The sequence below is a fragment of the Nonomuraea mesophila genome, assembly GCF_004352805.1.
In the GTDB taxonomy this organism is placed as follows: Bacteria; Actinomycetota; Actinomycetes; order Streptosporangiales; family Streptosporangiaceae; genus Nonomuraea; species Nonomuraea longispora.
Genome location: NZ_SMLD01000070.1, coordinates 1 through 24,582 on the forward strand (window position 1 = coordinate 1; position 24,582 = coordinate 24,582).

Sequence of the window (24,582 nt, forward strand, 5' to 3'; positions counted from 1 at the left end):
GGGCCTTTCCGCTCGACTTGCATGTGTTAAGCACGCCGCCAGCGTTCGTCCTGAGCCAGGATCAAACTCTCCAAAAAAGGTCTGAACCCAACTATCAAAAAGGAATCCGTCAACACCGACCACAAAAGAAAACCTGCAGCCGATGGACGGGGTTGTGCATCATGCACTGGCTTTTAACACACTGTTGAGTTCTCAAGAAACGCACGCGTCCATCCTCACCAAAACCCCGGCAACCGGGATCCCCGCTCGGAGGCGTTCATTTCGTTGTGTCTTAACTCTTTCAGCCGTTCAAGTCTCTGTCAAATTGACCGGACCTGCACAACCTGCGGGAATTAAGCGCCGCCCCCTTTCGGAGACAACCCCTCTAACTTACCAGCCGATCCGAATCGATGCGAAACCATCGGCGGACGACCGTGAAGGTAGTGGGATTCGCCGGGCTTCTCCGTGGCTCCGAGGAACCTCCGGACCGCCCTGCGGGAAGCAACTCTAGCAGCCTGTGGCACCTACTTCGGCCCACTCAGGTAATCAGAAGGTTCTTCCCTTCCCAGGGGACACCCAAACCTCACCAACGAACTCCCCTGGCGCCGTCGCGGCGCAAGCCGACGTCAAGCCATCCGCAATCGCCCGCCGGTACCAATGTACCTACGAGCAGACTGCGCTCTCGGAGGTGTCCGCCATGACCCGCTCGGAGTTCGACGACATCCGCGCCTTCCTCGCCGACGAGACGACCCAGGCAGGAGACCTGCTGAGCATCGCCAGGATGCTGCTCGACGACCTCGAACAGTCCCGCATGCGCGAGGCCATTCTCCGCACGCACTATCTGCGCCTGCTCACGTCCGCGCGGGCGACCGTCGCCGCCGAGGCCGTGCACGCGCCGGATCCCATGGCCTTCCTCAAGCACGAGCTGGCAGAGCACGGCCAGCTGCCCCAGGACGACGAGACCGTACAGCGTGTCCTCGCCGACGCCAGGACGGCGGCCGCGCTGCTCGCGTGCCTGGAGGAGTCGCCGCAGCGGCCCCGCCGACGCGCCGTGCCACTGCGGCGTTGCGTGGGCACGGGCAGGACGCTCCCCCGCTGAAGTTCACCGGGCACGGCGGGCTCAACGCGCAGTGACCCGATGACGACTCCCGGCATACCCACCATTGGGCGACCGCCTGCGACACTGCACATATGTGGCAGCGAGGGCTGAACTGGGCAGCAATCCTCCTCGTCGGGATATTCGGCCTGATGTGGGTCGGCATTGTGATGTACGCCGACCACTTCTCGTCCCTGTGGATGCGCATCGTGCAGGTCGTCTTCGGGTTCCTGCTCCTCGGCTGGGCCGTACAGAAGACGATCGAGATGATCAAAAAGGTTTGAGCGTCATGGACGACAACCTCTACGAGATCGGCCAGGACATGGGGGACGACCTCCAGCTGTCGCTCATCGACATGTACCGGGACCGGCTGCCCTACCTGCACCGCATCGCCGAGATCGACGACGAGGTCTCGCGGGGCATCTCGCGCTGGGTCGGCGAGGAGGACCTCCGGGACTCCGGTACGTACGTGAACCCGCTCGACGAACCCGACCCCTTTGTGGGACCGGACGAGTGGAACCGGTGAAAGTGCGAACAGCGCGGTCCGGATCAGGTCGTGCTTGACGACGCCGCTCCGCCGGCCCACGCGTAGACACACGACAAGGCCGGCCAATCGGAGAAATTGTCAGAGAAACGAAAAAGTTCCCGGCCGCCGGATGATCCGGTGACCGGGAACTCTGTTGAGTAGCGGGGACAGGATTTGAACCTGCGACCTCTGGGTTATGAGCCCAGCGAGCTACCGAACTGCTCCACCCCGCGTCGGTGTGTCACTTTCAACTATACAGCCTTCAGAGGAGTGCTTGTGACGAGCACATCTCTGAACCGATCAGAGGCCCGATCCTGTTTCCAGATCTCGAGCCTCTGGCCTGGTAGCGGGGGCAGGATTTGAACCTGCGACCTCTGGGTTATGAGCCCAGCGAGCTACCGAACTGCTCCACCCCGCGTCGTCGTGCTTTTCAAGCGTATCGGCGACGCGGGGTGGGCGCAAATTGATTGCGCTAAGAGGTGTCTCCCGCCGGCGATCCGGTGGGTGACGGTGCGGGTGACGGCGGCGCGGACGCCGGCGGCGAGCCCGTGGGGGTCGCTGACGGTGTGGCCGTGGGCGAAGGACTAGGAGTGCCCGTCGGCGCCGCCTGCTGCTTGTTGGCCCCTTCCAGCGTCTTCAGGGCATCGTCCAGCCGCTTCTGGGCGTCGCCGTAGGCGTCCCAGTCGGGCGGGCTCGCCTGCAGGGCCTTCTGCGCGTCGTCGTAGGCCTTCTTGGCGTTGGCGATCGCCGAGTTGAGCGCCGTGTTGGCCTGGTTGGGCTGGGTCTGTTGCTCGTTCTGCTGCTGGTCCTGCTGTTGCTGCTGTTGCTCGCCGCCGAAGACCTCCTGCAGCGCCTCCTCCAGCGTGCGGGCCACACCGATCTTGGAGCCGAACGACACCAGGACCCGCTGCAGGATCGGGTAGGGCTCCTGACCGCCGCCGGCCGCCACCTGGATGTAGACCGGCTCGATGTAGACCAGCCCGCCCGCGTACGGGAGCGTCAGCAGGTTGCCGTAACGCACGGACGACGCACCGACGCCCAGCAGGTTGAGCTCACCCGCGAAGCGGCTCTGGAAGGCGTTCTGTGCCTGGCCGGGGCCTGGAATGGGTGTGCTGGACGGCATGCGCAGGATGCGCATGCGGCCGTATCCGGAACCCGCCGACGAGTCGACCGCCATGAACGCCGCCAGGTTGGGCCCCTGACGCGGCACGAACGTCGTCGTCAGCGAGAACGTCGGCGTGCCGCCCGGCATCGTGGTGGTCAGGTAGTAGGGAGGCTGCTTGACGTTCTGCTCGCCCTGCGTCGGGTCGTTGGGGACGTTCCAGAAGTCCTGGCCGCTGTAGAAGGCGGCCGGGTCGGTGATGTGGTAGCGCGAGAGCGTGTAGCGCTGCACCTTGAACAGGTCTTCCGGGTAGCGCACGTGGTTGCGCAGGTCGGCGCTCATCTCAGAGGCCGGGCGGATGACGCCGGGGAAGGCGTTGCTCCAGGTCTTGAGCACCGGGTCGTTGTTGTCCCAGGCGTAGAGCTTGACCGTGCCGTCGTAGGCGTCGACCGTGGCCTTGACGGAGTTGCGGATGTAGTTGATCTGGTCACGCGGCTGCTGGGCGATCACGCGACGGTCGGTGGACGTGTCGCGCGTCATGTCGCCGAGGCTCTCGCTCTGCGCGTAGGGGTAGTCGTTGGACGTGGTGTAGCCGTCGAGGACCCAGGTGACCCGCCCGTCGATGATCGCCGGGTAGGGGTTGCCGTCGAGCGTCAGGAACGGCGCGACCTGCTCGACCCTCTCACGCGGGTGACGGACGTAGAGGATCTTGGAGTTGTCGTTGATGTCGCCCGACAGCAGGATGTTGGCCTCGCTGTACTTGGCGGCGTAGACGAGCCGGTTGATGAACGAGCCGACGGGCACTCCGCCCTTGCCGGTGTAGGTCGTGTTCTTCTGGCCCGTGCCGCCCGTCTCCGGATAGTCGAGCTCCTGCGGGTTCTCAGGGTTGCCGCCGGCGATGACGTATTCGGAGGACGACGGGTCCTCACCGAAGTAGATGCGCGATTCCTTGAGCTTGGCGCTGTCGACCAGCGGGCCCGTGACCGGCATGTCCTTGGCGTCGTAGGCGGGCAGGCCACTGGAGTCGACCTGGTTGCCGGGCGCGGCGACGAAGCCGTAGCCGTGGGTGTAGACCAGGGCGCGGTTGATCCAGTTGTTCTGGTCCTGGGGCGGGCTGGTCAGCTCACGCACGCCGACGATGTGGTCGGTCAGCTTGCCCGTGCTGTCGGGATAGCGGTCGACGTCGAGCGTGTCGCCGAAGCTGTAGAAGCCTCGGATGCGCTGCGTCTGCTCGTACGTCGAGGACACGAGCGCCGGGTCGAGCAGCCGCACGCCGGAGACCGAGGTGTCGCCGTTGCTGTCGACCTTCGCCGGGTCGGCCTGGGCGTTGTAGGTCTCGACCTCGGTCTTGTCGACGTTGTACGCCTCCCGCGTGGCCTCGATGTTGCGCTGGATGTAGGGGGACTCCTTGCCCTGCTGGTTGGGCTTGACCTGGAACTGCTCGACCAGCGCCGGGTAGACGCCGCCGATCAGGATGGCCGAGAGCACCAGCAGGCCCGCGGAGACCCCCGGCAGCATGCCGCCGGGCCGGAACACGCCCGCGAAGAACAGGGCGGCACAGATCAGGGCGATGATCGCGAGGATGGTCTTGGCCGGCAGGACGGCGTTGACGTCGGTGTAGGAGGCGCCGTGCACGAAACCGCGGTCGGAGAAGACCAGGCCGAAGCGGTCGACCCAGTAGGCGACGGCCTTGAGCAGCAGGAACACGCCCAGCAGCACCGACAGGTGCGTGCGGGCGGCCCTGGAGGCGTGGACGCCTGGCGACTGCAGGCGGAAACCGCCGTAGAGGTAGTGGGTGATCGCCGCGAGAATGATGGAGATGATCACCGCAGTGAACAGGAAGTTCAGGACCATCCGGATGAACGGGTAGTCGAACATGAAGAACGAGATGTCCATCCCGAACAGCCGGTCCTGCTTGCCGAAGGCCTCGCCGTTGACGAACTTCAGCCACGTCTGCCACTGACCGGCGAACGAGGAACCGGAGAAGAGCGCGAGCAGCCCCATGCCGACGATGAAGATCAGCTTGCGGTGGGGGTCGAGCGCCATGCGATAGCGGTCGGCGCCGCTGCTCCCGCCGAACACCGCGGGGCCGAACATCGGCCGCATCCGGAAGGCGAGCAACATGTTGCCGCCGGCGATGGCGACCATCAGTGCCGCTCCGACCAGGAACAACACGATCTGGGTCAGCAGCACACCGGTGAAGACCGACGTGTAGTTCGTCGCGTCGAACCACAGGTAGTCGGTGTAAATGCCGGAGAAGAGAAAGAACAGGGCGACGATCACCACAAGGGCGATCGCCACGGGCAGAAGCAGTCGCGGTCGGCGGGGCAAGCGCATCGCCCTGCCGGCTCCTGGGGTCCGGAAGCTCAAGGCCAACCCCTCGTCGTAATGAAAATTCGGTCCGTGCTGGCAACCTACACCGCTGTGCCAGCCCTACGACTAACGCATGGGCCTTGCCGAAAGTTTCATCCGGCGTCACATGCGGGCACGTTGCCCTTACCCGCGCGCAGCGCGTCCAGCGCCTGCACCGCGTTGTGCAAAGTGTCGGCCCTGACCAGGCGGAGCCCGTCGGGCACCGCTTTCAAGGCCTCGGCGCAGTTGTCGGCGGGCGTCAGGAAGATGGTGGCGCCCGAATCTTTCGCGCCGACCATCTTCTGGGCGATGCCGCCGATCGCCCCCACCTCGCCCGTCGGCTGGATGGTGCCGGTGCCGGCTATCCGCTTGCCGCCGGTGAGCGAGCCGGGAGTGAGCTTGTCGAGTATGCCGAGCGAGAACATCAGCCCGGCGCTGGGCCCGCCGACGTCGCCCACGTTGATGTCGACCTCGAACGGGAACTTGTATTTGGCCTGCATCAGCACGCCCACCAGGGTCTGCCCCTGATCTCCCGCGATCGTCGGCACCGTGACGTCGAGCTTCTCCTTGCCCCTGGTGACGTTGAAGACGACGCTCTCGCCGGGCTTGTGAGCCTTGACGGCGTCGCCCACGACGTCGACGTTCTTCGCCTCCTTGCCGTCGACGTAGTTGATCTGGTCGTCCTTGCGCAGCTTGCCCTCGGCCGGCTTGCCCTTCTCCGTGGAGACGACCGTCACGACCATGTCGTAGGGGACCTTGAGCTCGTTGAGCGCGGCGGCGGTCGCCGAGTCCTGGGAGTTGGTCATCTCGACCGTGTTCTCCTCCTCGACCTCCTGGGGGTCGCGGTCGGGAGCGAAGATGGTCTCCTGCGGGACCACCGCGACGGTCGGGTCGATCCAGCCGCGCAACGCGGTCAGCAGGTCGATCTGGGCGGCGGGTCCGCCTTGGTAGGCGACCGTGACCAGGCTCAGCGTGCCCGTGGTGGCGTGGGTCTGCCGGCCCTTGATCGAGATCACGGGCTTCTTGTCGACCTCGCCGATGGTGTTCTCCGTCGGGCCGGGGCTCAGCACGACGTACGGGACCTCCTGGAACGCGCCCACCACGCCGAGAGCGAGCACGAGGAACCCCGACAGCAGCAGGGTCAGGGCGCGTCGCGACATGGTGGAAAGCCTATTCGCCGACACCGACCCATTCGGCCTCGCCGTCGGCGAATGACTGGTGTTTCCAGATCGGGACGTGCGCCTTCAGGTCGTCGATCAGCCTGCGCGAGGCCTCGAACGCCTCGCCACGATGCGGCGCGGCCACTGCGACGATCACGGCCGTGTCGCCCAGCTCCAGGTCTCCCACCCGGTGGACGGCGGCCAGCGCGGTCACGGGGAAGTCGGCGGCCACCTTCTCGGCCACCTGACGCAGCTCGGCCTCGGCCGAGGGGTGCGCCGAGTAGGAGAGCCGGGTCACCGGCTTCCCGTGGTCCTGCTCGCGGACGGTGCCCACGAAGATCGTGGTGCCGCCTGCGGCGTGGTCGCCCACGGCGGCCAGCACCTCGTCCACGGACAGCGGGGTCTCACGAATGCCGAGCAACCGGATGACGTCCACGGAAAGAGACTACCAACAGCGAACCTGCCCGCCTGCCCGCGGCTCTGTTGTCGTGCCTGGTCAAAGCTCTAGCAGCAGATCGGCTGGGAATTCTCTCAAGGGCCTTCACTGGCGCCTTTTCTTGCGCACCTGGCGGACGATCGCCGCCGTGCCGATCACGGCGACGGTGGCGCCGGCCGCCGTGAGCGTCGCCTCCTTGACGGGCAGGCGCCTGCCGACCACCGTCGTCCTGTTCTCGCGCAGCTCCAGGAGCTGCTCGAACGCGGCCTCGTTGGTCCACGACGGCTTCCATCCGGCCTCGCGCAGCGCCGTGCAGTCGACCACCCACGGATAGACGACGTAGTGCAGGTCGGTCGCGGGCGCCGGCGTGATGCCGAGCCGGTGCAGGCGTTGCGCCGTGCCGAACGTCAGCCCGGCGGGCAGCTCGAACCGGCGGATGCCGGACATCTCCTCGACCTGCTCCTGCTCCATCCACCCGTCGCACCCGACCGCCACCACGCCCGTGACGGCTCCGCGCGCCGCCAGTTCCAGCGCCGAGAGCAGGTCGTCGATGTGGCAGAACTGCCAATGAGGGTTGCAGCCCTTCACGGTCAGCAGCCTGGGCGACTCGAAGTGACGGGTGATCACCGTGTCGACCCCCGGGCCGACGACCGCGGCCGGGCGCAGCACGGTCACCTCGAGGCCGGGATGGCTGCGCAGCGACCTGCGTACGAGCGACTCGATCTCCAGGAAGTCGCCGACGACGCCGGTGTCGGGCTCGGCCGTGACCGGGGAGTCCTCGGGCAGAGGGACGTCGTTGTCGGGGGCGGCGCCGTACACCATCGCGCTTGTGACCAGCACCACGCGGCGGACGCGCGCCGCGGCGCAGGCGGTCAGCACGGTCTGGGCGGCGCGCAGGTTGTAGGCCCGGCGCTCGCCGGGGTCGGAGTCGACGGTGTAGTCACCGGCCAGATGAACAAGGACGTCGATGTCGGAGATCCGGTTCGCCAAGAGCGGATCCCGTACGTCGAGCACTCGCCAGGTGGCCTCACCGACGTCGCCGCGCTGCTCGTCAATGGCCACCACCCTGCGGAAATCCGCAGCGGATACGAGCCTCGCGAGCAGCTCACGGCCGAGACCGGAGGCCGCGCCGGTGACGGCTACGACGGGTTGACGCGGGCGTTTCGAGGTAGGCACCAGGTCCTCACTTTGCACTGATCCGCCGTAGGACGACTAACGTGGCGGATGTGGACTCCTCCATCCTGCACGAGGTAGAGCGGTGACTGACCTGCCAGGTCGCGAAAACGACCCTAACGAGAACCCGTTCGCCATGTTCGGCAACCCTGAGCAGATGGCTCAGGCGATGCGCCAGTTCGCCGACATGTTGTCGGCGCCGCAGGGTTCAGGCCCTGTCAACTGGGACATGGCCAAGAACATCGCCCGGCACTCCGTGGCCGCCGAAGGCGATCCGAGCGTCATGGAAGGCGAGCGCCGCCAGATCATCGAGGCGCTCAGCCTGGCCGACCTGTGGCTCAACGAAGCGACGACGCTGCCCAGCGGCGTGTCCAATCCGCAGGCCTGGAGCCGGTCCGAGTGGATCGAGAACACCGTCCCGATCTGGCGGAAGCTTTGCGAGCCCATCGCCGAACGCATGGTCGAGACCATGGGCGGCGCGCTCGGCGGCTCCGGGCTGCCGCCGGAGGCCCAGCAGATGGCCGGGCCGCTGATGGGCATGCTCAAGCAGATGGGCGGCATGATGGTGGGCCAGCAGATCGGCCAGGCGATCGGGTCGCTGGCCCGCGAGGTGGTCGGCACCACCGACATCGGGCTGCCCCTGTCCGACACGGCCGCGCTGCTGCCCGGCGGCATCGCCTCGTTCAGCGAGGGCCTGGAAGTGCCGTCCGACGAGATCAGGCTCTACCTGGCGCTGCGTGAGGCCGCGCACCACCGGCTGTTCCAGCACGTTCCGTGGCTGCGTTCGCATCTGCTCGGCGCGGTCGAGGAATACGCCAGGGGCATCACCGTCGACACGTCCGCGCTCGAAGAGCAGATCCGCGGTCTCGACATCAACAACCCCGAGGCCATCCAGGAGGCGCTGAGCGGGGGCAACCTGCTCAAGCCCGAGGAGACCGAGCGGCAGAAGGCCGCACTGGCGCGGCTGGAGACCATGCTCGCCCTGGTCGAGGGATGGGTGGCCACCGTGGTCGACCAGGCCGCCCAGGGCAAGCTCCCGTCCGCCGTCGCTCTCGCGGAGACCGTACGCAGGCGGCGCGCGACCGGCGGTCCTGCCGAGCTCACGTTCGGCACCCTGGTGGGGCTGGAGCTGCGGCCCAGGCGGTTGCGCGAGGCCGCCGCGCTGTGGCGCGCGCTGGAGAGCGAGCGCGGGGTCGACGGGCGCGACGCGCTGTGGTCGCACCCCGACCTGATGCCGACGGCCGACGATCTCGACGACCCCGAGGCATTCGTACGCGGTGAGCAGTCGTGGGACATCTCCCAGCTGGAGGCCAAGCCGGACGACGAGGGAGAGGGCGAGGGCGGCAAGAGTTGAGCCTGCACCGCGATGCCGTGGCGGTGTTGTCCGGCTGGACGGCGCCCACACCCGAGGAAGAGGCGCTGCGGACGGAGTTCCTCGAGCACCTGCGCACCCACGACGACGCGATGCTGCGCGAGTGCGTGCCGGGGCATCTGACGGCGACGACGGCGGTGCTGTCGCACGACGGCTCCCGGGTGCTGCTCACGCTGCATCCGAAGGCCAAGATGTGGTTGCCGATGGGCGGCCACTGCGAGATCTCCGACATGTCGCTCGCCGACGTGGCGCTGCGGGAGGCATGGGAGGAGTCGGGGATCTCCGGGCTTGAGTTGCTGCCGGGCCCACTCGCCGTCGACAAGCACGAAGTGTGGTGCCATCCGCCGCGCAGCTGGCATCTCGACGTCGAGTACGCGGCCGTGGCCCCCAGCGAGGCGGAGGCGGTGATCAGCGACGAGTCGCTCGATCTGCGCTGGTTCCCCGTCGACGAGATTCCCGAACTGTCCGACGACGCCACGCGGCGGCTGGCCGCGCGGGGACGGGACGCGCTGAGCTCTCGCGCACTTGGCTAGAGTCCTCTTGGGTCGTTCCAAAAAGGGGGCTTGCGTGGAGACTTCCGCCGTCGGCGGCACGATCGTGGTGCCGGAGCGCAAACGCCGCAGGTTCCCGGCGGCGGCGCTGACCTGGCTGGCCGTGACCCCGTTCGCCGCCTGGGCCGTGGCCCGGGCGGCCGGACTGGAGCGCGGGTCCCTGCCCACGCAGCTCATGACCGCGACCCCGTACGCGGCGGCGGGTTCGCTGATCCCGCTGCTGATCGCGGCGGTCGGGCGCAAGCGGGCCGCGACCGCCGTCGCACTGCTCGCCACGACCGCGCTCGGCTTCAGCGTGCTGCCCCGCGCGCTGGGCACCGCGGACGCCACGGCGGGCCGGTCGCTCAAGGTCATGACGATCAACATGTTTTTCGGCAGGGCCGACGTGGCGACGATCATGCGGCTCGTACGCGAGTTCGACCCCGACGTGCTGGCCACCCAGGAACTGACCCCGGAGGCCGTCGCCGATCTGGACGCCGCGGGGCTCAAGGAGATCATGCCGCACCGGGTGCTCGAACCCGAGTGGAGCGCCAGCGGAAGCGGACTCTTTTCCCAGCACCCGATGCAGGAGCTCCCCGGTCTGATGCCGCAGATCGGGCACCGGATGCCGGCCGCGCTGGTCTCCCTGCCCGGCGGGCCGCCCGTCGAGTTCGTCGACGCGCACCCCCATCCGCCGCTCGGCCGGTATTACGCCGGCTGGCATGAGGCGCTGGAGGCGTTGCCCTCCGCGTCGAGCGAGCGGGTGCGGATCCTGGCGGGCGACTTCAACGCCTCGCTCGATCACGCGCCCATGCGCCGGCTGCTGGCCCGCGGCTACAAGGACGCGGCCGACCAGGTGGGGGCCGGGCTGATCCCCACGTGGCCGGCCAACAAGCGGGTGCCGCCGATCATCACCATCGATCACGTACTGGTCGACCAGCGGGTCGGCGTCAAGGAGGTCAGCGTGCACGACGTGCCGGGCACCGACCACCGTGCCCTGGTGGCCCAGCTCACCGTGCCCTGAGTCAGCGCGCGGCGATCAGCGCGCGCGTGTTGTCCCAGCCTTCGAGGCCGGGGTCGAGGCGTTCGACGTCGTCCCGGGTGCGCAGGCGGTGCCAGCCGGGGGTCGTGGCGACCCTGCGCGGCCCGGGAGCCTGGGCGCGCAACGCGGCCACCACGTCGGGGGCGTCGAGGTCGGCGTCGGCCCAGCCGGGCGCGGGAAGCGCGCAGGCCATCGCCACGGCTCCGCCGCCCTCCGCGGGGCAGACCGTGATCTCGGCCCGGCCCAGCTCCCTGAACAACTTCCCGACCAGCAGCGGAGGAAGGTCGGGTGCGTCCGCGGCGATCACGGCGGCCTGGTCGGTGTCCAGGCGAGCGAGAATCTTCGTCAGCGGCTCGTCCTCGCCCACCACGATGACCTGGGTGCCCGGCCAGACGATCTCGTCGAGCTCGGGCACGCTCGTGATCAGGACGGGGGTGACGAGTTCCAGCCCGGCGACCATCTCGTAGGTGTCCTCAGCCACCGCTTCGAGGAATCTCGCCGGGTCGACGCCCGGTGGCGCCGCCTGGGACATGCGCCGTCGTGCCAGGACCGCGGCTGTGCGGGTCAACATTCCTCCGGTGCCGTGTGGGCCGCGGCGGAGAATCCTTCAAGGAAACCGCGCGCCCGCTCCGCCTTCGGATACTGTTCTACCAGCGCCCAGAACTTGGGGCCGTGGCTGGGGACCAGCAGGTGCACCAGCTCGTGGATGATCACGTAGTTGATGACCCATTCCGGCAGGCCCTTGAGCCGGGTCGAGATCCTGATCGTGCCGTTCTCAGGGGTGCACGAGCCCCAGCGGTGCTGCTGGTTGTCGACCCAGCGCACGCTCACGGGGTCGGGCCCGCCGTCGAGATATTTGGCCGACAGCTCCTTGGCCCGTTCGAGCAGAGCCTCGTCCGTCGGCCGTCGCCGGCGCTCTTTCGCGGCCAGCCGATCCAGCATCCGGCTCACCCATTCATCCGCGTCTTCGCCGCTCAGCCAGGCGGGCAGGAGCACGATCGTCTTGTCACCGTCGCGGTAGGCGGAGACCGTACGCCTGCGACGAGAACTGCGACGAACCTCGACTGTCTCGGGGGGCACATATGCACGGTAGCCGAGACTGGCGAAATTCCACAGAGGGTGGCCGTTGTTTCTGCTGGTCAGATGATTAGGAGCCGGTGAATTTGGGCACGCGCCTTTCCCGATGAGCGGTCAGTCCCTCGATCATGTCGGACGATGCCATGGTCACCGGCTGTGCCAGGGATTCCCACCTCAGCGCGGCTTCCAGGTCCTGATGGTCTTGGTTCAGCGCCACTTTCGTCAGTCGTGTCGCTATGGGTGCGTTCTTCGCGATCTTTCCGGCGATGGACCGCACTTCCGACATAAGGTCATCTTTCGGGAAAGATTCATTTACTAGCGCTTTAACCGCGGCTTCCGCTCCTGTTACGGTGCGGCCGGTGAGCAGCATCTCCCGGGCCAGGCCCGTTCCCGCCCTTCTGGGCAGCAGGTACGTGGCCGCCATGCCGGGATGCAGGCCCAGCGACGTGAACGGGGCCAGCAGCTTGGCGTCGTCGGCGGCGTACACGAGATCACAGGCCAGCGCCACGCACAGACCCGCGCCGACGGCGGGACCGTTGACGGCGGCGACCGTGGGGACTTCGAGCTCGGTGACCATGAGCCAGGTGCGGTAGAAGTCGAGCATGCGATCGCGCAACTGCGGCACGGCCTCCGCGCCGCGTTCGCCGATCCACGACAGGTCGCCGCCGGACGAGAACGCACTGCCCGCGCCGGTGACGACGACACAGCGCACGTCGCGGTCCTTGGCCAGCGACGACATGATCGCGCGCCACTGGGCGGTCATCGTGTCGGTCATGGCGTTGCGCATGTCGGGGCGGTTGAAGGTGATGAGGACGACTCCGTCGTCATGGCGGTCAACCAGGAGCTCGGTCATGCCGGGAAGCGTAACGTGGCCGGGCGGGGAGACCGGGTGCGCGGGGATGCCGGGCGCGCAGGGAGACCGGGCGCGCAGGGAGACCGCGTTCAGAGGCGCTGCGGCAAGCCCGTGGTTGCCCATATGCGCGGCGGCGGGTTTGCGGTTGTCCCCAGGCGCGGCGGCGGGTGCGTGGTTGTCCACAGGCGCGGAGGAAGACGCACGGGATCTTGCTGTGGCGTGCGAACCTTCCCGGCATGAGGCCACGTGTGAAGCCCGCCCTCCGGCGCATCGTCCGCGACGAGCACACCCTCCAATACGGTGCGCACCCGCTCAGGTCCGTCCTGCTGAGCGGTTTGACCCGTCCCGTCCGCGCCTGGATCGAGAGTCTTGACGGCACCCGCGAGCTGGAGCAGGTCCTGCGCGGGGCGGCCGACGCCGGTCTCGGGGACGACTGTGCCCGTTCCGTGCTCGACCAGCTCATCCGGCAAGGGGCCGTCCACGACGCGGGCGCCGGTCCCGGCTCGCTCCGTGACCTTTCGCTGGCCGAGCGCGACCGGCTGCGGCCGGAGCTCGACGCCCTCGACCTGGCCTCGACCTCGCCCGAAGGCGGGATCGCCGTGCTGGAGCGGCGCAGGGGCAAGCGGGTGCGGGTCTACGGAGCCGGGAAGGTGGGGGCGCAGGTCGTCGCGCTGCTCGCGGGTGCGGGAGTGGGGACCGTGCGGGTGTTCGATCCGGGCGTCGTCCGGCCCGGCGACATCACGCCCGGCGGCCTGACGTGGGCGGAGCTGGGCCAGACCCGCGAGGCCGGTGCGGTCGCGGTCGCGAGAAGGCTCACCTCCGGCGGGCGTACGCCATCCGCTCCCACGCCGGCAGCACCATCAGGGCCGGCGGTTCGACCGCCATCCACTCCCACACCGGCGGCACAAACACGACCGGCGGTACGACCGCCATCCACTCCCACACCGGCGGCACCGTCACGGCCGGCGGGGCGGCCGCCATCGCCTGGGCCGGAGGCGACCCGGGCCTCCCGGGCGGCCGCCGATGGCGGCCGGCCGTCCCCGCCCGTCCCCCGGTCCGAGCCGCGCGGGGAAGAGGAGGTCGCGCCATCCGTCGACGCAGTGGCGGGAGGGCCATATCTCGGGGACGCCACGGACCGGCCCGACCTGGTCGTTCTCGCGCCGGTCGACCCGCTGGACGGGGTACTGGTCAACGAGCTGACCGCGCTGGGCATCCCGCATCTTCTGGCGACGGCCTTCGAGGGCCATGGCCTTCTCGGGCCGCTGGTCCTGCCCGGCCGGAGCGCGTGCCTGCACTGTCTCGACCTGACCCGGCGCGACCACGACCCGGCTTGGCCTATCGTCACAGCGAGGCTGGGTGGTTATCCGCCCGGTGAGATCGCCTGCGATTCGACGCTGGCCGCCCTGGTCGCGGCCGCGGCGACCGGCCACGCGCTTGCTCATCTCGATGGCCGGGAGTCCGTTGTGACCAACGGCACAGTGGACGTAACGCCTGATTGGCGTTGGAGAAGGCGGTCTTGGACCATTCACCCGCAATGTCGTTGTATGCGAAACAATCCTTATTCGCTAAGAATGGTCATGGCATGACAACCACGACTGACGTGCTCAGGGACTGCCACGAAGGGGGGAAGCGGATCTTCCGGGGTTCGCGCATCAGTGTGAGCGATCTTCCACGCCGGGCCGTCACGCGCTCCGCCAAGCTGGCCGCCCTTCCGCTGAGTTTCGCCGGACGCACTGCCCTGGGGCTGGGCAAACGGCTCGGTGGCAAGTCCGCCGAGATCGTGGCGCAGGAGGTGCAGCAGCGTACCGCCGAGCAGGTTTTCAAGGTGCTGGGCGAGCTCAAGGGCGGCGCGATGAAGCTCGGGCAGGCGCTGTCGATCTTCGAGGCGGCGCTGCCGCAGGAGATCGCCGGGCCTTACCGCGCCACGCTGACGAAACTGCAGGACGCCGCGCCCCCGCTGCCCACGTCCACGGTCCACACCGTGCTCACGGAACAGCTGGGTGACGACTGGCGGCAGCACTTCCTGTCGTTCGACGACCAGCCGACGGCCGCCGCCTCGATCGGCCAGGTGCACAGGGCCGTGTGGCACGACGGCCGCGACGTGGCCGTCAAGATTCAGTATCCCGGGGCGGGCAAGGCGCTGCTCGGCGACTTCGCGCAGCTGGCGCGCCTGGGCAAGGTGTTCGGCACGCTGCTGCCCGGTCTCGACATGAAGGCCGTGCTGAGCGAGCTCCGGGAGCGGATCGCCGAGGAGCTCGACTATCTCAGTGAGGCCGAGGCGCAGCACGCGTTCGCCCTGGAGTTCGACGGCGACCCCGACTTCCACGTCCCCGACGTCGTCGCCGCCAACGAGATGGTGCTGGTCAGCGAGTGGATGGACGGCACACCGCTGTCCCGGATCATCGCCGAGGGCACCAAGGAGCAGCGCGACCGGGCCGGCCTACTGTTCGTGCGTTTCCTCTTCTGCTCCCCCGCGCGCGTCGGCATGCTGCATGCCGATCCCCACCCCGGCAACTTCCGCATGCTCGACAACGGCAAGCTCGGCGTTCTCGACTTCGGCGCGGTCAACCGCCTGCCCGACGGCTACCCCAAGTCGTTCGGCCAGCTGACCCGCATCTTCAACCAGGGCGACATGGACACCGTCATGCGGGGCCTGCGTCAGGAAGGCTTCATCCGCGACGACATCGAGATCGACCCCGACGCGTTGCGGGCCTTCCTCGCGCCCTATGTCGAGCCGACGGCGGTGGAGGAGTTCACGTTCAGCAGGGAGTGGCTGCAGGCGCAGGTCGCCAGCGTCACGGACCTCCGCCCCACCAACGTGGTCCGCCAGCTCAACCTGCCGACGTCGTACGTGCTCATCCACCGGGTGCACGCGGCGGGCGTGGGCGTTCTGTGCCAGTTGGGCGCCACGGCACGTTTCCGTGACGAGGTGATCCGCTGGGTTCCCGGTTTCGCCGACGACCCCGACGACGAGGCCTTGGCCATCGGCTGACACTGTGGCCGTCCGCGCCCGCATTTGAGCAGAGTCGGCAAGATGAGAATTCGACGTTCCCACTACCTTTACTTGACTACTGTGTGTAATGATTCGGATACAGACAGTCATCCCTGGAGAGGACGTCATGGACCGATCGGCACGCCTGCTCGCAGTTTCCGCCCTGGTGGCAGCGGGTCTGATCTCCGCCGCCACCGCGGCGCACGCCGTCATCGACCCGGCGGCCGCCCTCGGCTGCCTCACCTCGAACGTCGGCGACCTCACCACACTGGTCGACCCGTCGGGGCCGGGCCTGGCCGCCGAGATCCCCGGCACTCACTGCCTGGCCCCCTGACTGTTCCCGTGCCTTGACGTGGAGGCACGGGCGAGATCGTGACGAGTGGTCCGGCTGCCCCATCGGATCGCTCGGCGCGCGCGAGGCACGACGCCCACACCCCCTGCTGCAGGCGTCCGACATTCTGCCTCGCGATCCGGCAGAGCTGCCCAGCGGCGCCGTCCCGCGAGATCCGACCGTCCGCACGGATCCTATGGGAGGCCCTCGCTGGGCAGCTCGTCATTTGCCGGTGAGGTTCTCCTCGGCACCGGGCTCTCTCCGGCGACTGGTCGGAGCGTGGACGCGGGCTCCTTGTGGGGGCGTCGTGCGTACCGGCTGCCGAGGGGAAAAGGGAAAGCCGGGCGCTGGACGCGCCCGGCTTCTGGATTATTCGGCTCCTACGGGGAGATCCTGCGTCGGCGGCAGGACCTCCCCGATCAGAACGGGTGGCTCAAGGCCTTGCGGAGGCGGTCGTTCGCCCGCCTGACCCCACGCCGTGCCCGCTGCACGCGAACGACGCGCGTTATGAGGCGTTGCTCCTCCGCCTCACGATGCATCGTTTGTATTCGGTCATTGACCAGGTCATGGATGAGATCCGGCACTGCGAGGCTCCTCGTCGACTGAGCGATCATGGTTTCTCTGCTTTCTTGCTCGTGGGTGCGGTGGTTCAGGCAGCGACCGGGTGCTTGCGCGGACGCCCACGCGGACGCTTGCGAGGAATGATGGTTCCCCTGAGGATGAGCTCGCCGCCCCAGACGCCCCACGGCTCCTCGCGCTCGAGCGCACGAGACAGGCAGGCCTTCTGGATCGGGCAGCCGCCGCAGAGAGCCTTCGCGAACTCCACGTCCTCCGGCGACTCGGCGAACCACAGGTCAGGGTCGGTACGACAGGGGATTTCGGCTTCGTCGATCAGGTCCATGATCGTCTTCGCCCCCATCTGCTTTCTCCTTTGATCGATCTTTTGATCTTGTTCGGGCACCTCGTGGGTGGTCGGGGGATCACGGACAAACAAAAAGACCGCGGATCCTGTCTGCGGATCCGCGGCCTGGTCGGTCTTCCCGGTCAGGTTATGACCGGGGTATCCCGCCAGGGGTGCGGACCGCGCAGTCCACCCTTGATGAGCTGGTTGGCCGGCAGTTCGATACGAGCGGTGTAGACAGGGGCTCCCTGTGCAGCAGCGGCGGCACCGAAGTGGGCGTGCGCATAGGCGGCGGCCTGACTACGGACAAACTTCTCCTGCCGGGACTGCGTGGGGCCATCGACGAGCCTCACCGCGTCACGGCATGCGGAGGCGAGCCACTTCGTGGCTGGCATCTTGATGCTCATCACAATGACTCTCCTCCCTTGAGATCGTCGGAGCAGGACTGCCCGACTCGCTTGACCAAGACCCTAAACCGGAATCGCAGGAACCGGCAACATATTTTCTACCTGCGATTTCGTTACATTCGACAGGCTTCTCGGGCCGCCGATGGGCAGGTGGTTCGTGCCTACTTCGTACGGCGGATCATCGCCTCCTGGACGACCGAGACCACGAGCTCGCCCGACGTGTTGAACATCTCGCCCCGCGCGAGGCCCCGTGCCCGCCCCGACCATGGGGACTCCTGCGCGTACAGCAGCCAGTCGTCGGCCCGGAACGGCCCGTGGAACCACATGGCGTGGTCCAGCGAGGCACCCATGATGTCAGAAGCCCCCCACGCCATGCCGTGCGCCAGCAGTATCGTGTCGACCAGGGTGAAGTCGGAGGCGTACGCGGCCAGCACGACGTGCAGCAGCGGGTCGTCGGGCAACTCGGCGTCGTAGCGGAACCACACGTTCGTCTCGGCGCTGCGCAGCTCCGGATTCCGGTACGCCTCCCAGGTGAGCGGCGAGGCGTAGCGCGCGTCGACCGGGCGCGGGCGCGACAACCAGTCGCGCAGGCCAGGGTGATCGGCGGCCAGCTCGTGCATCCTGTCCTGGAACGTGGGCAGCGTCGCGGGATCCGGCACCACCGGCATCACGGACGCCTGGTGGGTCACCCCCTCCTCGGCCACGTGGAACGACGCCGACATCGTGAAGATCGCCTTGCCGTGCTGGACCGCCACGATGCGGCGCGTGGTGAACGAACGGCCGTCACGGAGTCGGTCTACGTTGTAGACGATCGGGATGGACGGGTCGCCCGGGCGGATGAAGTAGGCGTGGAGAGAGTGCACGTTGCGGTCTTTCGGCACCGTGCGACCGGCCGCCACCAGGGCCTGGGCCGCGACCTGGCCGCCGAAGACGCGCTGAATGCGCTCTTCCGGGCTTCTCCCCCGGAAGATGTCCAGCTCGATCTGCTCCAGGTCGAGCAGGTCCAGCAACTCCTTCAGCGCCTCGTTCACGTGTCGGTCCCCTTCGTTCTCCGGTGGTGGGACAAGTGTGACGTGCCGCTTGGTTCATGCCACAGGTGGGTCTGGCTTGTCCGATGATTCCGTGCCGGGGTTTCGCCGGGGTTACGGGTGGCGGGCATTTCGGACGCTTCGCCGATCGGGTGGTGTCGGCGTGGCGTTGCGAGAAAACGGTGCTGCTTCTTCCTGGTGGTGAGGGGCGACGCGTGGGCCTGGTCGGTGACCCCGTGCCGCGCGTGTTCGGGGTGGGTGGCCATGGTGTGGTCGCTGGTCAGGCGGTGGCGATCTCCACGTGGGAGTTGTGCTCGTCGGACAGGAACGCCGCCAGCGCCTGCCCCTCCTCGGCCACGGCGTCGCGGTCGGCCCGGGAGAGGGGAAACAACGGGGTGACGTGCACGGTGGTGTCCTTGACGGTCCAGGTCGCGGCGACCCTGCCGTCGACCAGGACGACCCGTTCCCCCGCCACGGACAGCCCGCGGTGGGCGTCGTCGACGATGCGGCTGCGGTCGTGGTAGCCGAGCAGCGCGTTGTCGAAGGCAGGCAGAAAGCGGACAGGGGCCGGTGTGCCGGGGTCGGGGCGCGGCGCGTCGGGGAGGTCGAGGAGTTCACGGCCTCTCTCGTCCCGGAAGGTGATCAGCTCACCGCGGATCGCGGCGACGGCTGCGGGAAGTCCGGACAGGCCGGACCATGCGCGCAGGTCGGCGGTGGCGGCGGGGCCGAACGCGGCGAGGTAGCGGCGTACCAGGGCTTGGCCCGCTGGGTCGGAGCCGTCCGTGGCGGGCGGGTCGATGTCGCGGCCCACCCAGGAGGAGAGGGTTACGTTGCGCGCTCCCCCCTTCGCGCGCCATAACCCGCGCGGCGGGACCTGCACCATCGGGATGAGGGCCGCGACCAGCACCTCACCCAGCGGTCGCGGGCCCGGCTCCGGCCAGCGGTCGGCGACCGCCCGCGCGAGCTCGGACATCGTACGGGGCCGTCCGTCGGCCATCACCTCGAGACCCGCGGCGGCCAGCGCGTCGAGGTCGACCCCGGCGAGTTCGCGGCGGTACGTTCCGAGCACCCGCTGGCGCAGCATGGGGTTGTGGCGGGCCCGCCAGGCCAGGACGTCTTCGGCGGTCATGAGGTGGACGGTGCGGCGCATGAGGTGGATACGCACCACGCTGCGCCGTACCAGCAGGTCGGAGAGCACCGCCGGGTCGAACGCGCGCAGACGCGACCAGAGCCCGACGAACGGTTCCTGCGGTTCCTGGGCCTGCAGGCCGCACAGATGCCCTGCCGCCTCCAGGACCGGGAGGTCGGCGCGGTCGAGCAGCAACTGCCTGGCCAGCGTCGCGCGGTTGAGCGCCCTGGTGCCGAGAACGGTCATCTGATCATCATGCCGCAGCACGCTCGCCTCCCGGGGCCGGGGTGGGTGACGGCCGGGGGCGTAGGTGACCGTCTCCGGCGGCGATCCTCAGGGGTGGCCCCTGGACGACCGTTTCGGGCGGCGAGCCTGTGGCGGGGGTCCAGACGGCAAGGTCCTGGACGGCGAGTTGCAGACAAACCGTCCTAAGCGGCCGTTCCGGGCGGACGTTGCGGGCCGACGTTCCCGGCCGACGTTCCCGGCCGACGTTGCGCGCGGACGTTCCCGGCCGGCGTTCTGGGCGGGGGTGGTTGTGGGAGCGTCAGCCGGCGCGGCACAGGGCGAGTACGGCTTCGCCGTAGCGGTCGAACTTGACCTTGCCGATGCCCGTGATCGACAGCAGTTCCTGTTCCGTCACGGGGGCTCGTTCCGCGATCGCCTGGAGGGTGACGTCGGTGAAGACGACGTACGGGGGGATCTTGGCTTCCTTGGCCGTGGTCGTACGCCAGGCTTTGAGGCGTTCGAGGAGGGCCTCGTCGTAGTCGGCGGGGCAGGTGGAGCAGCGGCCGAGTTTCTGTTCGGCGGCGGCCACCAGCGTTTTGGCGCAGACGCGGCAGCTGACGGGAGCGGCAACCTGGCGGCGTTCGCGGGACTGCGGGGTGACGCGGGCCGGGGAGGAGGAGCGGCCGGTGAGGCCGTCGAGGAACCGGGAGGGGCGGCGGCTCTTGCGGCCGCCCGGCGCGCGGGCGAGGGCCCAGGACAGGGAGAGGTGTTCGCGGGCGCGGGTGATGCCGACGTAGAGGAGGCGGCGTTCCTCCTCGATCTGGTCGGGGGACTCCGCGTAGATGATGGGCATCATGCCGTCGGTCAGGCCGACGAGGAACACGGCGTCCCATTCCAGGCCCTTGGCGGCGTGGAGGGAGGCGAGGGTGACGCCCTCGACGGGCGGGGCGTGCTGCTCGGAGGCGCGGCGTTCGAGCTCGGCCACGAAGGTGGGCAGGTCGGCGCCCTCGGCGGCCATGTCCTCGGCGAGGTCGGCCAGGGCCTTCAGCGACTCCCACTTCTCCCGGGCCTTGCCGCCTCCTGAGGGGGGTGCGGGGGTCAGGCCGATGCCGGCGAGGATGTGGTGGACCTCGGAGGCGAGGGGTTCGCCCGCGGCGGAGCGGGCCGCACCGCGAAGGAGGACGACCGCCTGGCGCACCTCGGGCCGTTCGAAGAAGCGTTCGGCCCCGCGCAGGACGTAGGGGATCTCGGCCTTGGACAGGGCCTCCTCGTAGGCCTCGGACTGGGAGTTGACGCGGAAGAGCACGGCGATCTCGCGCGAGGGCACGCCCTTGTCGAGGAGCTTCCTGATGGCTCTGGCCACGCCCGCGGCCTCGGCGGGCTCGTCGTCGTAGTCGGCGAAGGCCGGTTTGGGGCCGTCGGGGCGCTGGGCGAGGAGTTCGAGGCGGTGGGGGGTCTTGCCCTTGGCGATGACGAGGTTGGCCAGGTCGACCACCTGGGGGGTGGAGCGGTAGTCGCGTACGAGCTTGATGACGGCGGCCTCCGGGTGCTCGACCGCGAACCCGGTGAGGTAGCGGGGGCTGGCGCCGGTGAAGGAGTAGATCGTCTGGTTGGGGTCGCCGACGACGCAGATGTCGTCGCGTCCGCCGAGCCAGGTGTCGAGCAGGAGTTTCTGCAGCGGGTTGACGTCCTGGTACTCGTCGACGACGAAGTAGCGGTACTGCTGGCGGATCTGGGCCGCCACCTCCTGGTGCTCGGTCATCACGGCCGCGGTCAGTTCGAGGATGGTCTCGAAGTCGACCAGGTGGCGTTCGCGCCTGATCTGTTCGTACGTGTCGTAGAGGCGGGCCACCTCCTCGGCCGGTACGGGAGGCGTGCGGTGGTGTTTGGCGGCCGCCGCGACGTAGTCTTCCGGGCCGATCTGGGTGACCTTGGCCCATTCGACCTCGGCGGCGATGTCCCGCAACTCGGACCGGTCGGGATTTTTCCGGACCTGGCGGCAGGCCTCCACCAGCACCGGCAGCTTCGACTCGATGACCGAGGGCGCCTCGCCGCCGATGACCCGCGGCCAGAAGTAGGTGAGCTGGCGCAACGCCGCCGCGTGGAAGGTGCGCGCCTGCACCCCGGGCGCGCCCAGCGCGCGCAGCCGCTGACGCAACTCCCCCGCCGCGCGCGTGGTGAACGTCACAGCGAGAACGCTGCGCGCCTCCACGACGCCGCTACGGACCGCGTACGCGATGCGGTGGGTGATCGCCCTGGTCTTGCCCGTGCCCGCGCCCGCCAGCACGCACACCGGCCCGCGTACGGCCTCGGCGACCGCCCGCTGCTCGGGGTCAAGACCGATCAGAACGTCATCCACGTTGTTCACCTGTGTTCACCCGTACATATTCCCAAGGAGTGGCGGCCATGCGCTTTATTCTGGCAACATGCCTGCCGGCGTATGTTCATTGCCAACAAGATGCAAACTACTGGTCTCTTCCCCCACAATGGGGCCGACCATCTGCATGGGGGAAAGGGAAGGCCGTGCGAACTGCGGTGTCCGTGGGTGTTCTGACGCTCGCTGCCGTTGTGCTCACACCGGTCGTCGCCGCGAATGCGACCAGGGAGCCCACGCCGGGTCCCACGGTGAGTAGTCCCCTGTATCCAGATGGGCTCGGTGGTCTCGCGTTAGAAACCGTCGCGTACGGCCGCCACAAGCGCCAGAGCATGGACGTGTGGTGGACGCCCGACGGCATGGAGCGCCCGGGTGTCTTCCTGATCCACGGCGGTTGGTGGTCCAGCGGCGACAAGAGATACATGAAGGAGATCACGCGGAGCTACGCCGAGCTCGGCTACACGGTCTTCAACCTCAACTACCGCCTGTCCGGCGACGCGGCCTGGCCGGCGCAGCGGACCGACGCTCTGGCCGCGATCGCGACGGCCCGCAAGCACGCCGACAGATGGGCGTTCGACCCGAGCAACTACGTGGTGGTCGGCTTCTCCGCCGGCGGGCACATCGCGGCCGCCGTCGGCACCTACGGCGACGGCGTCACCGGCCTCAAGGGCGTGGTGGGCCTGTCGCCGATCATCTCTCCGCTGCGCGCCTACGCCGACGGCGCGAAGGCCGTCGAACGCAACAAGCGCAAGCTGCGCAAAGCCGCCATCCGCCTGGCGGGCGGCTGCCACCCCAAGGGCAAGTGCTCGCGCGTGTGGGCCAGCATGGAGGTGGCCTGGCACGCCAGCCGCAAGGACGCGCCGGTGCTGGCCGTGCACTCGAAGAACGAGTTCGTGCCGCCGGTGCAGAGCCAGCTGCTCAAGCAGATGCTGGGCCAGGTCGGCGTCCCCGTGACGGTGTATGCCGCGCCGGGCAGCAACCACAGCGCCCCTCTCTACCGCATGCCCGGCGTGGCCGAGCGCGTGCAGGCCTGGATCGCCGAGCGCATCGGCTGACGAGCGGTGTCCGGGATTAACCGGGCAGGTCGCGTTGTTGCACCGATCGCCGTCTTCTTGACCTTGGAGGGATGTTCCACCATGGCGCTCACGATCTACAGCACCACGTGGTGCGGCCCGTGCAAGCGGCTCAAGTCTCAGCTGACTCGCGAGGGCATCGGGTTCGACGAGGTCGACATCGAGCGTGACCCCGCCGCCGCGGAGTTCGTGATGAGCGTCAACAACGGCAACCAGGTGGTGCCGACCGTGGTGATCGAGACGCCGAGCGGCCGGGTCGTACGCACCAACCCGTCGGCCATCGAGGTCAAGGCCCTGCTCGCGCCCGCCTGAGAACAGAGCCCTGCTCGCGCCCGCCTGGTCACCAGTCGCCGGTCAGCTCGCCGCCGTACCACGTCTCGATCAGGCGGCGGGCGATCGACACCGGCGGCGGCAGGCGCAGTTCGCCCGAGTCGAGCGCCCGCGTCAGCTCCTCGCGGGAGAACCAGTGGGCCTCGGCGATCTCGTCGGCGTCGGGGGTCAGGGTGGTCGTCGTGGCCTCGGCGAAGAACCCCAGCATGAGGCTGCGCGGGAACGGCCACGGCTGGCTGCCGAGATAGCGCGGGTTGACCACGGTGATGCCGACCTCCTCCGCCACCTCGCGGGCGACGGCGGCCTCCAGCGACTCGCCGGGCTCGACGAAGCCCGCGAGGATCGACAGGCGGCCATTCGGCCACTGCGGCCCGCGGGCGAGCAGACAGCGGTCGTCGGGGTCGCGGATCAGCATGATCACCGCCGGGTCGACGCGCGGGAAGTGCTGGCTGGAGTCATGGGGGCAGACGCGGATGTGGCCGCCCGCCTGGATCGTGGTGCGGGTGCCGCAGCGCGGGCAGAACTCGTGGGTCTCGTGCCAGGCCTCCAGCGCCACGGCATAGACCAGCAGGCCCGCGTCGCGGTCACCGAGCAGGCCGCCCACCTGGCGCAACCCGGCCGGCACCGGCACGCCCTCGCGCGTGTCGCGCAGGCTCATCGGCACCGTCACCCGGCCGTTGCCCTCGCCTCTGGGGATGCCGGGCAGCGGTGCGGCGACCGCGAAGTAGGCGGCTCCGCCCTCCGTGCCCAGGAGGTAGCGCGGCCCCGGGGGCGCGTCCTCGGTGGTGAACAACACCGCCTGCACCTCATCGCCCTGCCTGCGCACCAGGGTGTGACCGTTGTCGATCACCAGCACCCTGGTCGCCGGATCCGACCACGCCTGCTCCAGGCGGCGCTCGTCAGCCCGCAGCAGAGCGGATCTGTCGATGGTGCCGCGCGCCAGGAGCAGCGGTCCGATGAGTTGCTCTTCCGCGGTCGTTCCCACAGGTCGTTCCCCTCCCGAATCCCATGTCATCCTATGACCTCGCAGTTGGCGGCCGATTAACGTATCCGGCGGACGCGATGATCTCTCTGGGCTAGGATCAATGAGTTAG

Annotated in this window: 24 protein-coding genes, 2 tRNA genes and 1 rRNA gene; 11 read left to right on the top strand and 16 right to left on the bottom strand. The window is 68.7% G+C overall.

The features are described 5' to 3' along the window. Positions 1-77: ribosomal RNA gene (locus E1295_RS24840) — 16S ribosomal RNA — on the bottom strand; the annotation flags it as partial. A 599-nt stretch (positions 78-676) separates the two neighbouring features. Between E1295_RS24840 and E1295_RS24845 the strand changes: the two genes are divergently transcribed. The 3 genes from E1295_RS24845 (at position 677) to E1295_RS24855 (ending at position 1,601) form a co-directional block, all read left to right on the top strand. Beyond that, on the top strand, positions 677-1,078 hold the full coding sequence (locus E1295_RS24845; RefSeq protein WP_132633166.1) for a hypothetical protein: 402 nt from the start codon (positions 677-679) through the stop codon (positions 1,076-1,078). Positions 1,079-1,227: 149 nt separating this feature from the next. Beyond that, positions 1,228-1,359 (top strand): hypothetical protein, encoded by a 132-nt coding sequence (locus tag E1295_RS51925; RefSeq protein ID WP_281284767.1) that lies wholly within the window; start codon positions 1,228-1,230, stop codon positions 1,357-1,359. 5 nt (positions 1,360-1,364) lie between these two features. After that, positions 1,365-1,601 (top strand): hypothetical protein, encoded by a 237-nt coding sequence (locus E1295_RS24855; RefSeq protein ID WP_132633170.1) that lies wholly within the window; start codon positions 1,365-1,367, stop codon positions 1,599-1,601. 159 nt (positions 1,602-1,760) lie between these two features. Here the strand turns inward: E1295_RS24855 and E1295_RS24860 are convergent. The 6 genes from E1295_RS24860 to E1295_RS24885 form a co-directional block, all read right to left on the bottom strand. After that, positions 1,761-1,834: transfer RNA gene (locus tag E1295_RS24860), tRNA-Met, on the bottom strand. A gap of 108 nt (positions 1,835-1,942) precedes the next feature. Then, a tRNA-Met gene (locus E1295_RS24865) sits at positions 1,943-2,019 on the bottom strand. Between the two features lie 54 nt (positions 2,020-2,073). Continuing rightward, positions 2,074-5,004, bottom strand: coding sequence for a UPF0182 family membrane protein (locus E1295_RS24870; protein ID WP_425465364.1), 2,931 nt, complete (start codon positions 5,002-5,004; stop codon positions 2,074-2,076). Positions 5,005-5,168: 164 nt separating this feature from the next. Further along, positions 5,169-6,215: a YlbL family protein gene (locus E1295_RS24875; protein WP_132633174.1), complete on the bottom strand. Its 1,047-nt coding sequence runs from the start codon at positions 6,213-6,215 to the stop codon at positions 5,169-5,171. A gap of 10 nt (positions 6,216-6,225) precedes the next feature. Further along, positions 6,226-6,651 (bottom strand): molybdenum cofactor biosynthesis protein MoaE, encoded by a 426-nt coding sequence (locus E1295_RS24880; RefSeq protein WP_132633176.1) that lies wholly within the window; start codon positions 6,649-6,651, stop codon positions 6,226-6,228. Positions 6,652-6,756: 105 nt separating this feature from the next. After that, positions 6,757-7,830, bottom strand: coding sequence for an NAD-dependent epimerase/dehydratase family protein (locus E1295_RS24885; protein WP_132633214.1), 1,074 nt, complete (start codon positions 7,828-7,830; stop codon positions 6,757-6,759). A gap of 130 nt (positions 7,831-7,960) precedes the next feature. Here E1295_RS24885 and E1295_RS24890 point away from each other — a divergent pair, with 130 nt between their 5' ends. Genes E1295_RS24890 through E1295_RS24900 form a run of 3 tightly spaced genes read left to right on the top strand, consistent with a single transcriptional unit; the run spans position 7,961 to position 10,750 of the window. Further along, the gene (locus E1295_RS24890) at positions 7,961-9,178 is read left to right on the top strand and encodes a zinc-dependent metalloprotease (protein WP_132633216.1); all 1,218 of its coding nucleotides are present in this window, start codon (positions 7,961-7,963) and stop codon (positions 9,176-9,178) included. Continuing rightward, positions 9,175-9,729, top strand: a complete 555-nt coding sequence (locus E1295_RS24895; RefSeq protein WP_132633178.1) for an NUDIX hydrolase — start codon at positions 9,175-9,177, stop codon at positions 9,727-9,729. Before E1295_RS24890 ends, E1295_RS24895 begins: the two co-directional genes overlap by 4 nt. A 34-nt stretch (positions 9,730-9,763) precedes the next feature. Then, a complete protein-coding gene (locus E1295_RS24900) occupies positions 9,764-10,750 on the top strand; it encodes an endonuclease/exonuclease/phosphatase family protein (protein ID WP_132633180.1) in 987 nt (328 codons plus the stop codon). A 1-nt stretch (position 10,751) separates the two neighbouring features. On the opposite strand, the gene E1295_RS24905 is transcribed toward E1295_RS24900, so the two are convergent. The 3 genes from E1295_RS24905 to E1295_RS24915 all read right to left on the bottom strand — a co-directional run bounded on the left by E1295_RS24905 (position 10,752) and on the right by E1295_RS24915 (position 12,698). Then, entirely contained in the window at positions 10,752-11,339 is a 588-nt protein-coding gene (locus E1295_RS24905) for a hypothetical protein (RefSeq protein ID WP_246080321.1), read from the bottom strand. Further along, complete coding sequence (locus E1295_RS24910; protein ID WP_166427396.1) at positions 11,333-11,848, bottom strand: M48 metallopeptidase family protein; 516 nt, start codon at positions 11,846-11,848, stop codon at positions 11,333-11,335. Before E1295_RS24910 ends, E1295_RS24905 begins: the two co-directional genes overlap by 7 nt. Positions 11,849-11,915: 67 nt before the next feature. Continuing rightward, positions 11,916-12,698 (bottom strand): enoyl-CoA hydratase/isomerase family protein, encoded by a 783-nt coding sequence (locus E1295_RS24915; RefSeq protein WP_132633182.1) that lies wholly within the window; start codon positions 12,696-12,698, stop codon positions 11,916-11,918. Between the two features lie 236 nt (positions 12,699-12,934). Here E1295_RS24915 and E1295_RS48945 point away from each other — a divergent pair, with 236 nt between their 5' ends. The 3 genes from E1295_RS48945 (at position 12,935) to E1295_RS24930 (ending at position 16,024) form a co-directional block, all read left to right on the top strand. Beyond that, on the top strand, positions 12,935-14,284 hold the full coding sequence (locus tag E1295_RS48945; RefSeq protein ID WP_166427397.1) for a ubiquitin-activating E1 family protein: 1,350 nt from the start codon (positions 12,935-12,937) through the stop codon (positions 14,282-14,284). Further along, positions 14,281-15,690 carry an ABC1 kinase family protein gene (locus tag E1295_RS24925; protein WP_425465365.1) on the top strand — a complete coding sequence of 470 codons (1,410 nt, stop codon included), beginning with the start codon at positions 14,281-14,283 and terminating at the stop codon, positions 15,688-15,690. Before E1295_RS48945 ends, E1295_RS24925 begins: the two co-directional genes overlap by 4 nt. A 127-nt stretch (positions 15,691-15,817) precedes the next feature. Next, a complete protein-coding gene (locus tag E1295_RS24930; protein ID WP_132633184.1) occupies positions 15,818-16,024 on the top strand; it encodes a hypothetical protein in 207 nt (68 codons plus the stop codon). Positions 16,025-16,670: 646 nt separating this feature from the next. Here the strand turns inward: E1295_RS24930 and E1295_RS24935 are convergent. From E1295_RS24935 to E1295_RS24955, 5 genes are all read right to left on the bottom strand, one after another. After that, positions 16,671-16,940, bottom strand: coding sequence for a WhiB family transcriptional regulator (locus E1295_RS24935; protein ID WP_132633225.1), 270 nt, complete (start codon positions 16,938-16,940; stop codon positions 16,671-16,673). Positions 16,941-17,065: 125 nt separating this feature from the next. Further along, positions 17,066-17,329, bottom strand: a complete 264-nt coding sequence (locus tag E1295_RS24940) for a hypothetical protein (RefSeq protein WP_132633186.1) — start codon at positions 17,327-17,329, stop codon at positions 17,066-17,068. Positions 17,330-17,490: 161 nt separating this feature from the next. Continuing rightward, complete coding sequence (locus E1295_RS24945; RefSeq protein ID WP_132633188.1) at positions 17,491-18,360, bottom strand: acyl-CoA thioesterase; 870 nt, start codon at positions 18,358-18,360, stop codon at positions 17,491-17,493. Positions 18,361-18,637: 277 nt separating this feature from the next. Continuing rightward, a complete protein-coding gene (locus E1295_RS24950) occupies positions 18,638-19,732 on the bottom strand; it encodes a winged helix DNA-binding domain-containing protein (protein ID WP_132633190.1) in 1,095 nt (364 codons plus the stop codon). Positions 19,733-20,030: 298 nt separating this feature from the next. Continuing rightward, a complete protein-coding gene (locus E1295_RS24955) occupies positions 20,031-22,070 on the bottom strand; it encodes an ATP-dependent DNA helicase UvrD2 (protein ID WP_132633192.1) in 2,040 nt (679 codons plus the stop codon). A gap of 347 nt (positions 22,071-22,417) precedes the next feature. Here E1295_RS24955 and E1295_RS24960 point away from each other — a divergent pair, with 347 nt between their 5' ends. Both E1295_RS24960 and E1295_RS24965 read left to right on the top strand, forming a co-directional pair. After that, positions 22,418-23,140 carry an alpha/beta hydrolase gene (locus E1295_RS24960; protein WP_246080323.1) on the top strand — a complete coding sequence of 241 codons (723 nt, stop codon included), beginning with the start codon at positions 22,418-22,420 and terminating at the stop codon, positions 23,138-23,140. A gap of 81 nt (positions 23,141-23,221) precedes the next feature. After that, positions 23,222-23,470 (top strand): glutaredoxin domain-containing protein, encoded by a 249-nt coding sequence (locus E1295_RS24965; RefSeq protein ID WP_181958043.1) that lies wholly within the window; start codon positions 23,222-23,224, stop codon positions 23,468-23,470. A gap of 28 nt (positions 23,471-23,498) precedes the next feature. Here the strand turns inward: E1295_RS24965 and nudC are convergent, their stop codons facing one another. Continuing rightward, positions 23,499-24,473, bottom strand: a complete 975-nt coding sequence (gene nudC, locus E1295_RS24970) for an NAD(+) diphosphatase (RefSeq protein ID WP_246080325.1) — start codon at positions 24,471-24,473, stop codon at positions 23,499-23,501. Positions 24,474-24,582 lie beyond the last annotated feature (109 nt).

What these genes read in the sequence shown, in the direction of transcription:
- E1295_RS24930 (WP_132633184.1), top strand. Translation starts at nt 15,818, where the DNA reads ATGGACCGATCGGCACGCCTGCTCGCAGTTTCCGCCCTGGTGGCAGCG.
- E1295_RS24960 (WP_246080323.1), top strand. Translation starts at nt 22,418, where the DNA reads ATGGACGTGTGGTGGACGCCCGACGGCATGGAGCGCCCGGGTGTCTTC.
- E1295_RS24855 (WP_132633170.1), top strand. Translation starts at nt 1,365, where the DNA reads ATGGACGACAACCTCTACGAGATCGGCCAGGACATGGGGGACGACCTC.
- E1295_RS48945 (WP_166427397.1), top strand. Translation starts at nt 12,935, where the DNA reads ATGAGGCCACGTGTGAAGCCCGCCCTCCGGCGCATCGTCCGCGACGAG.
- E1295_RS24950 (WP_132633190.1), bottom strand. Translation starts at nt 19,732, where the DNA reads ATGACCGTTCTCGGCACCAGGGCGCTCAACCGCGCGACGCTGGCCAGG.
- E1295_RS24925 (WP_425465365.1), top strand. Translation starts at nt 14,281, where the DNA reads ATGACAACCACGACTGACGTGCTCAGGGACTGCCACGAAGGGGGGAAG.
- E1295_RS24965 (WP_181958043.1), top strand. Translation starts at nt 23,222, where the DNA reads ATGGCGCTCACGATCTACAGCACCACGTGGTGCGGCCCGTGCAAGCGG.
- E1295_RS24890 (WP_132633216.1), top strand. Translation starts at nt 7,961, where the DNA reads ATGTTCGGCAACCCTGAGCAGATGGCTCAGGCGATGCGCCAGTTCGCC.
- E1295_RS24845 (WP_132633166.1), top strand. Translation starts at nt 677, where the DNA reads ATGACCCGCTCGGAGTTCGACGACATCCGCGCCTTCCTCGCCGACGAG.
- E1295_RS24875 (WP_132633174.1), bottom strand. Translation starts at nt 6,215, where the DNA reads ATGTCGCGACGCGCCCTGACCCTGCTGCTGTCGGGGTTCCTCGTGCTC.
- E1295_RS24935 (WP_132633225.1), bottom strand. Translation starts at nt 16,940, where the DNA reads ATGGGGGCGAAGACGATCATGGACCTGATCGACGAAGCCGAAATCCCC.
- E1295_RS24905 (WP_246080321.1), bottom strand. Translation starts at nt 11,339, where the DNA reads ATGTTGACCCGCACAGCCGCGGTCCTGGCACGACGGCGCATGTCCCAG.
- E1295_RS24915 (WP_132633182.1), bottom strand. Translation starts at nt 12,698, where the DNA reads ATGACCGAGCTCCTGGTTGACCGCCATGACGACGGAGTCGTCCTCATC.
- E1295_RS51925 (WP_281284767.1), top strand. Translation starts at nt 1,228, where the DNA reads ATGTGGGTCGGCATTGTGATGTACGCCGACCACTTCTCGTCCCTGTGG.
- E1295_RS24940 (WP_132633186.1), bottom strand. Translation starts at nt 17,329, where the DNA reads ATGAGCATCAAGATGCCAGCCACGAAGTGGCTCGCCTCCGCATGCCGT.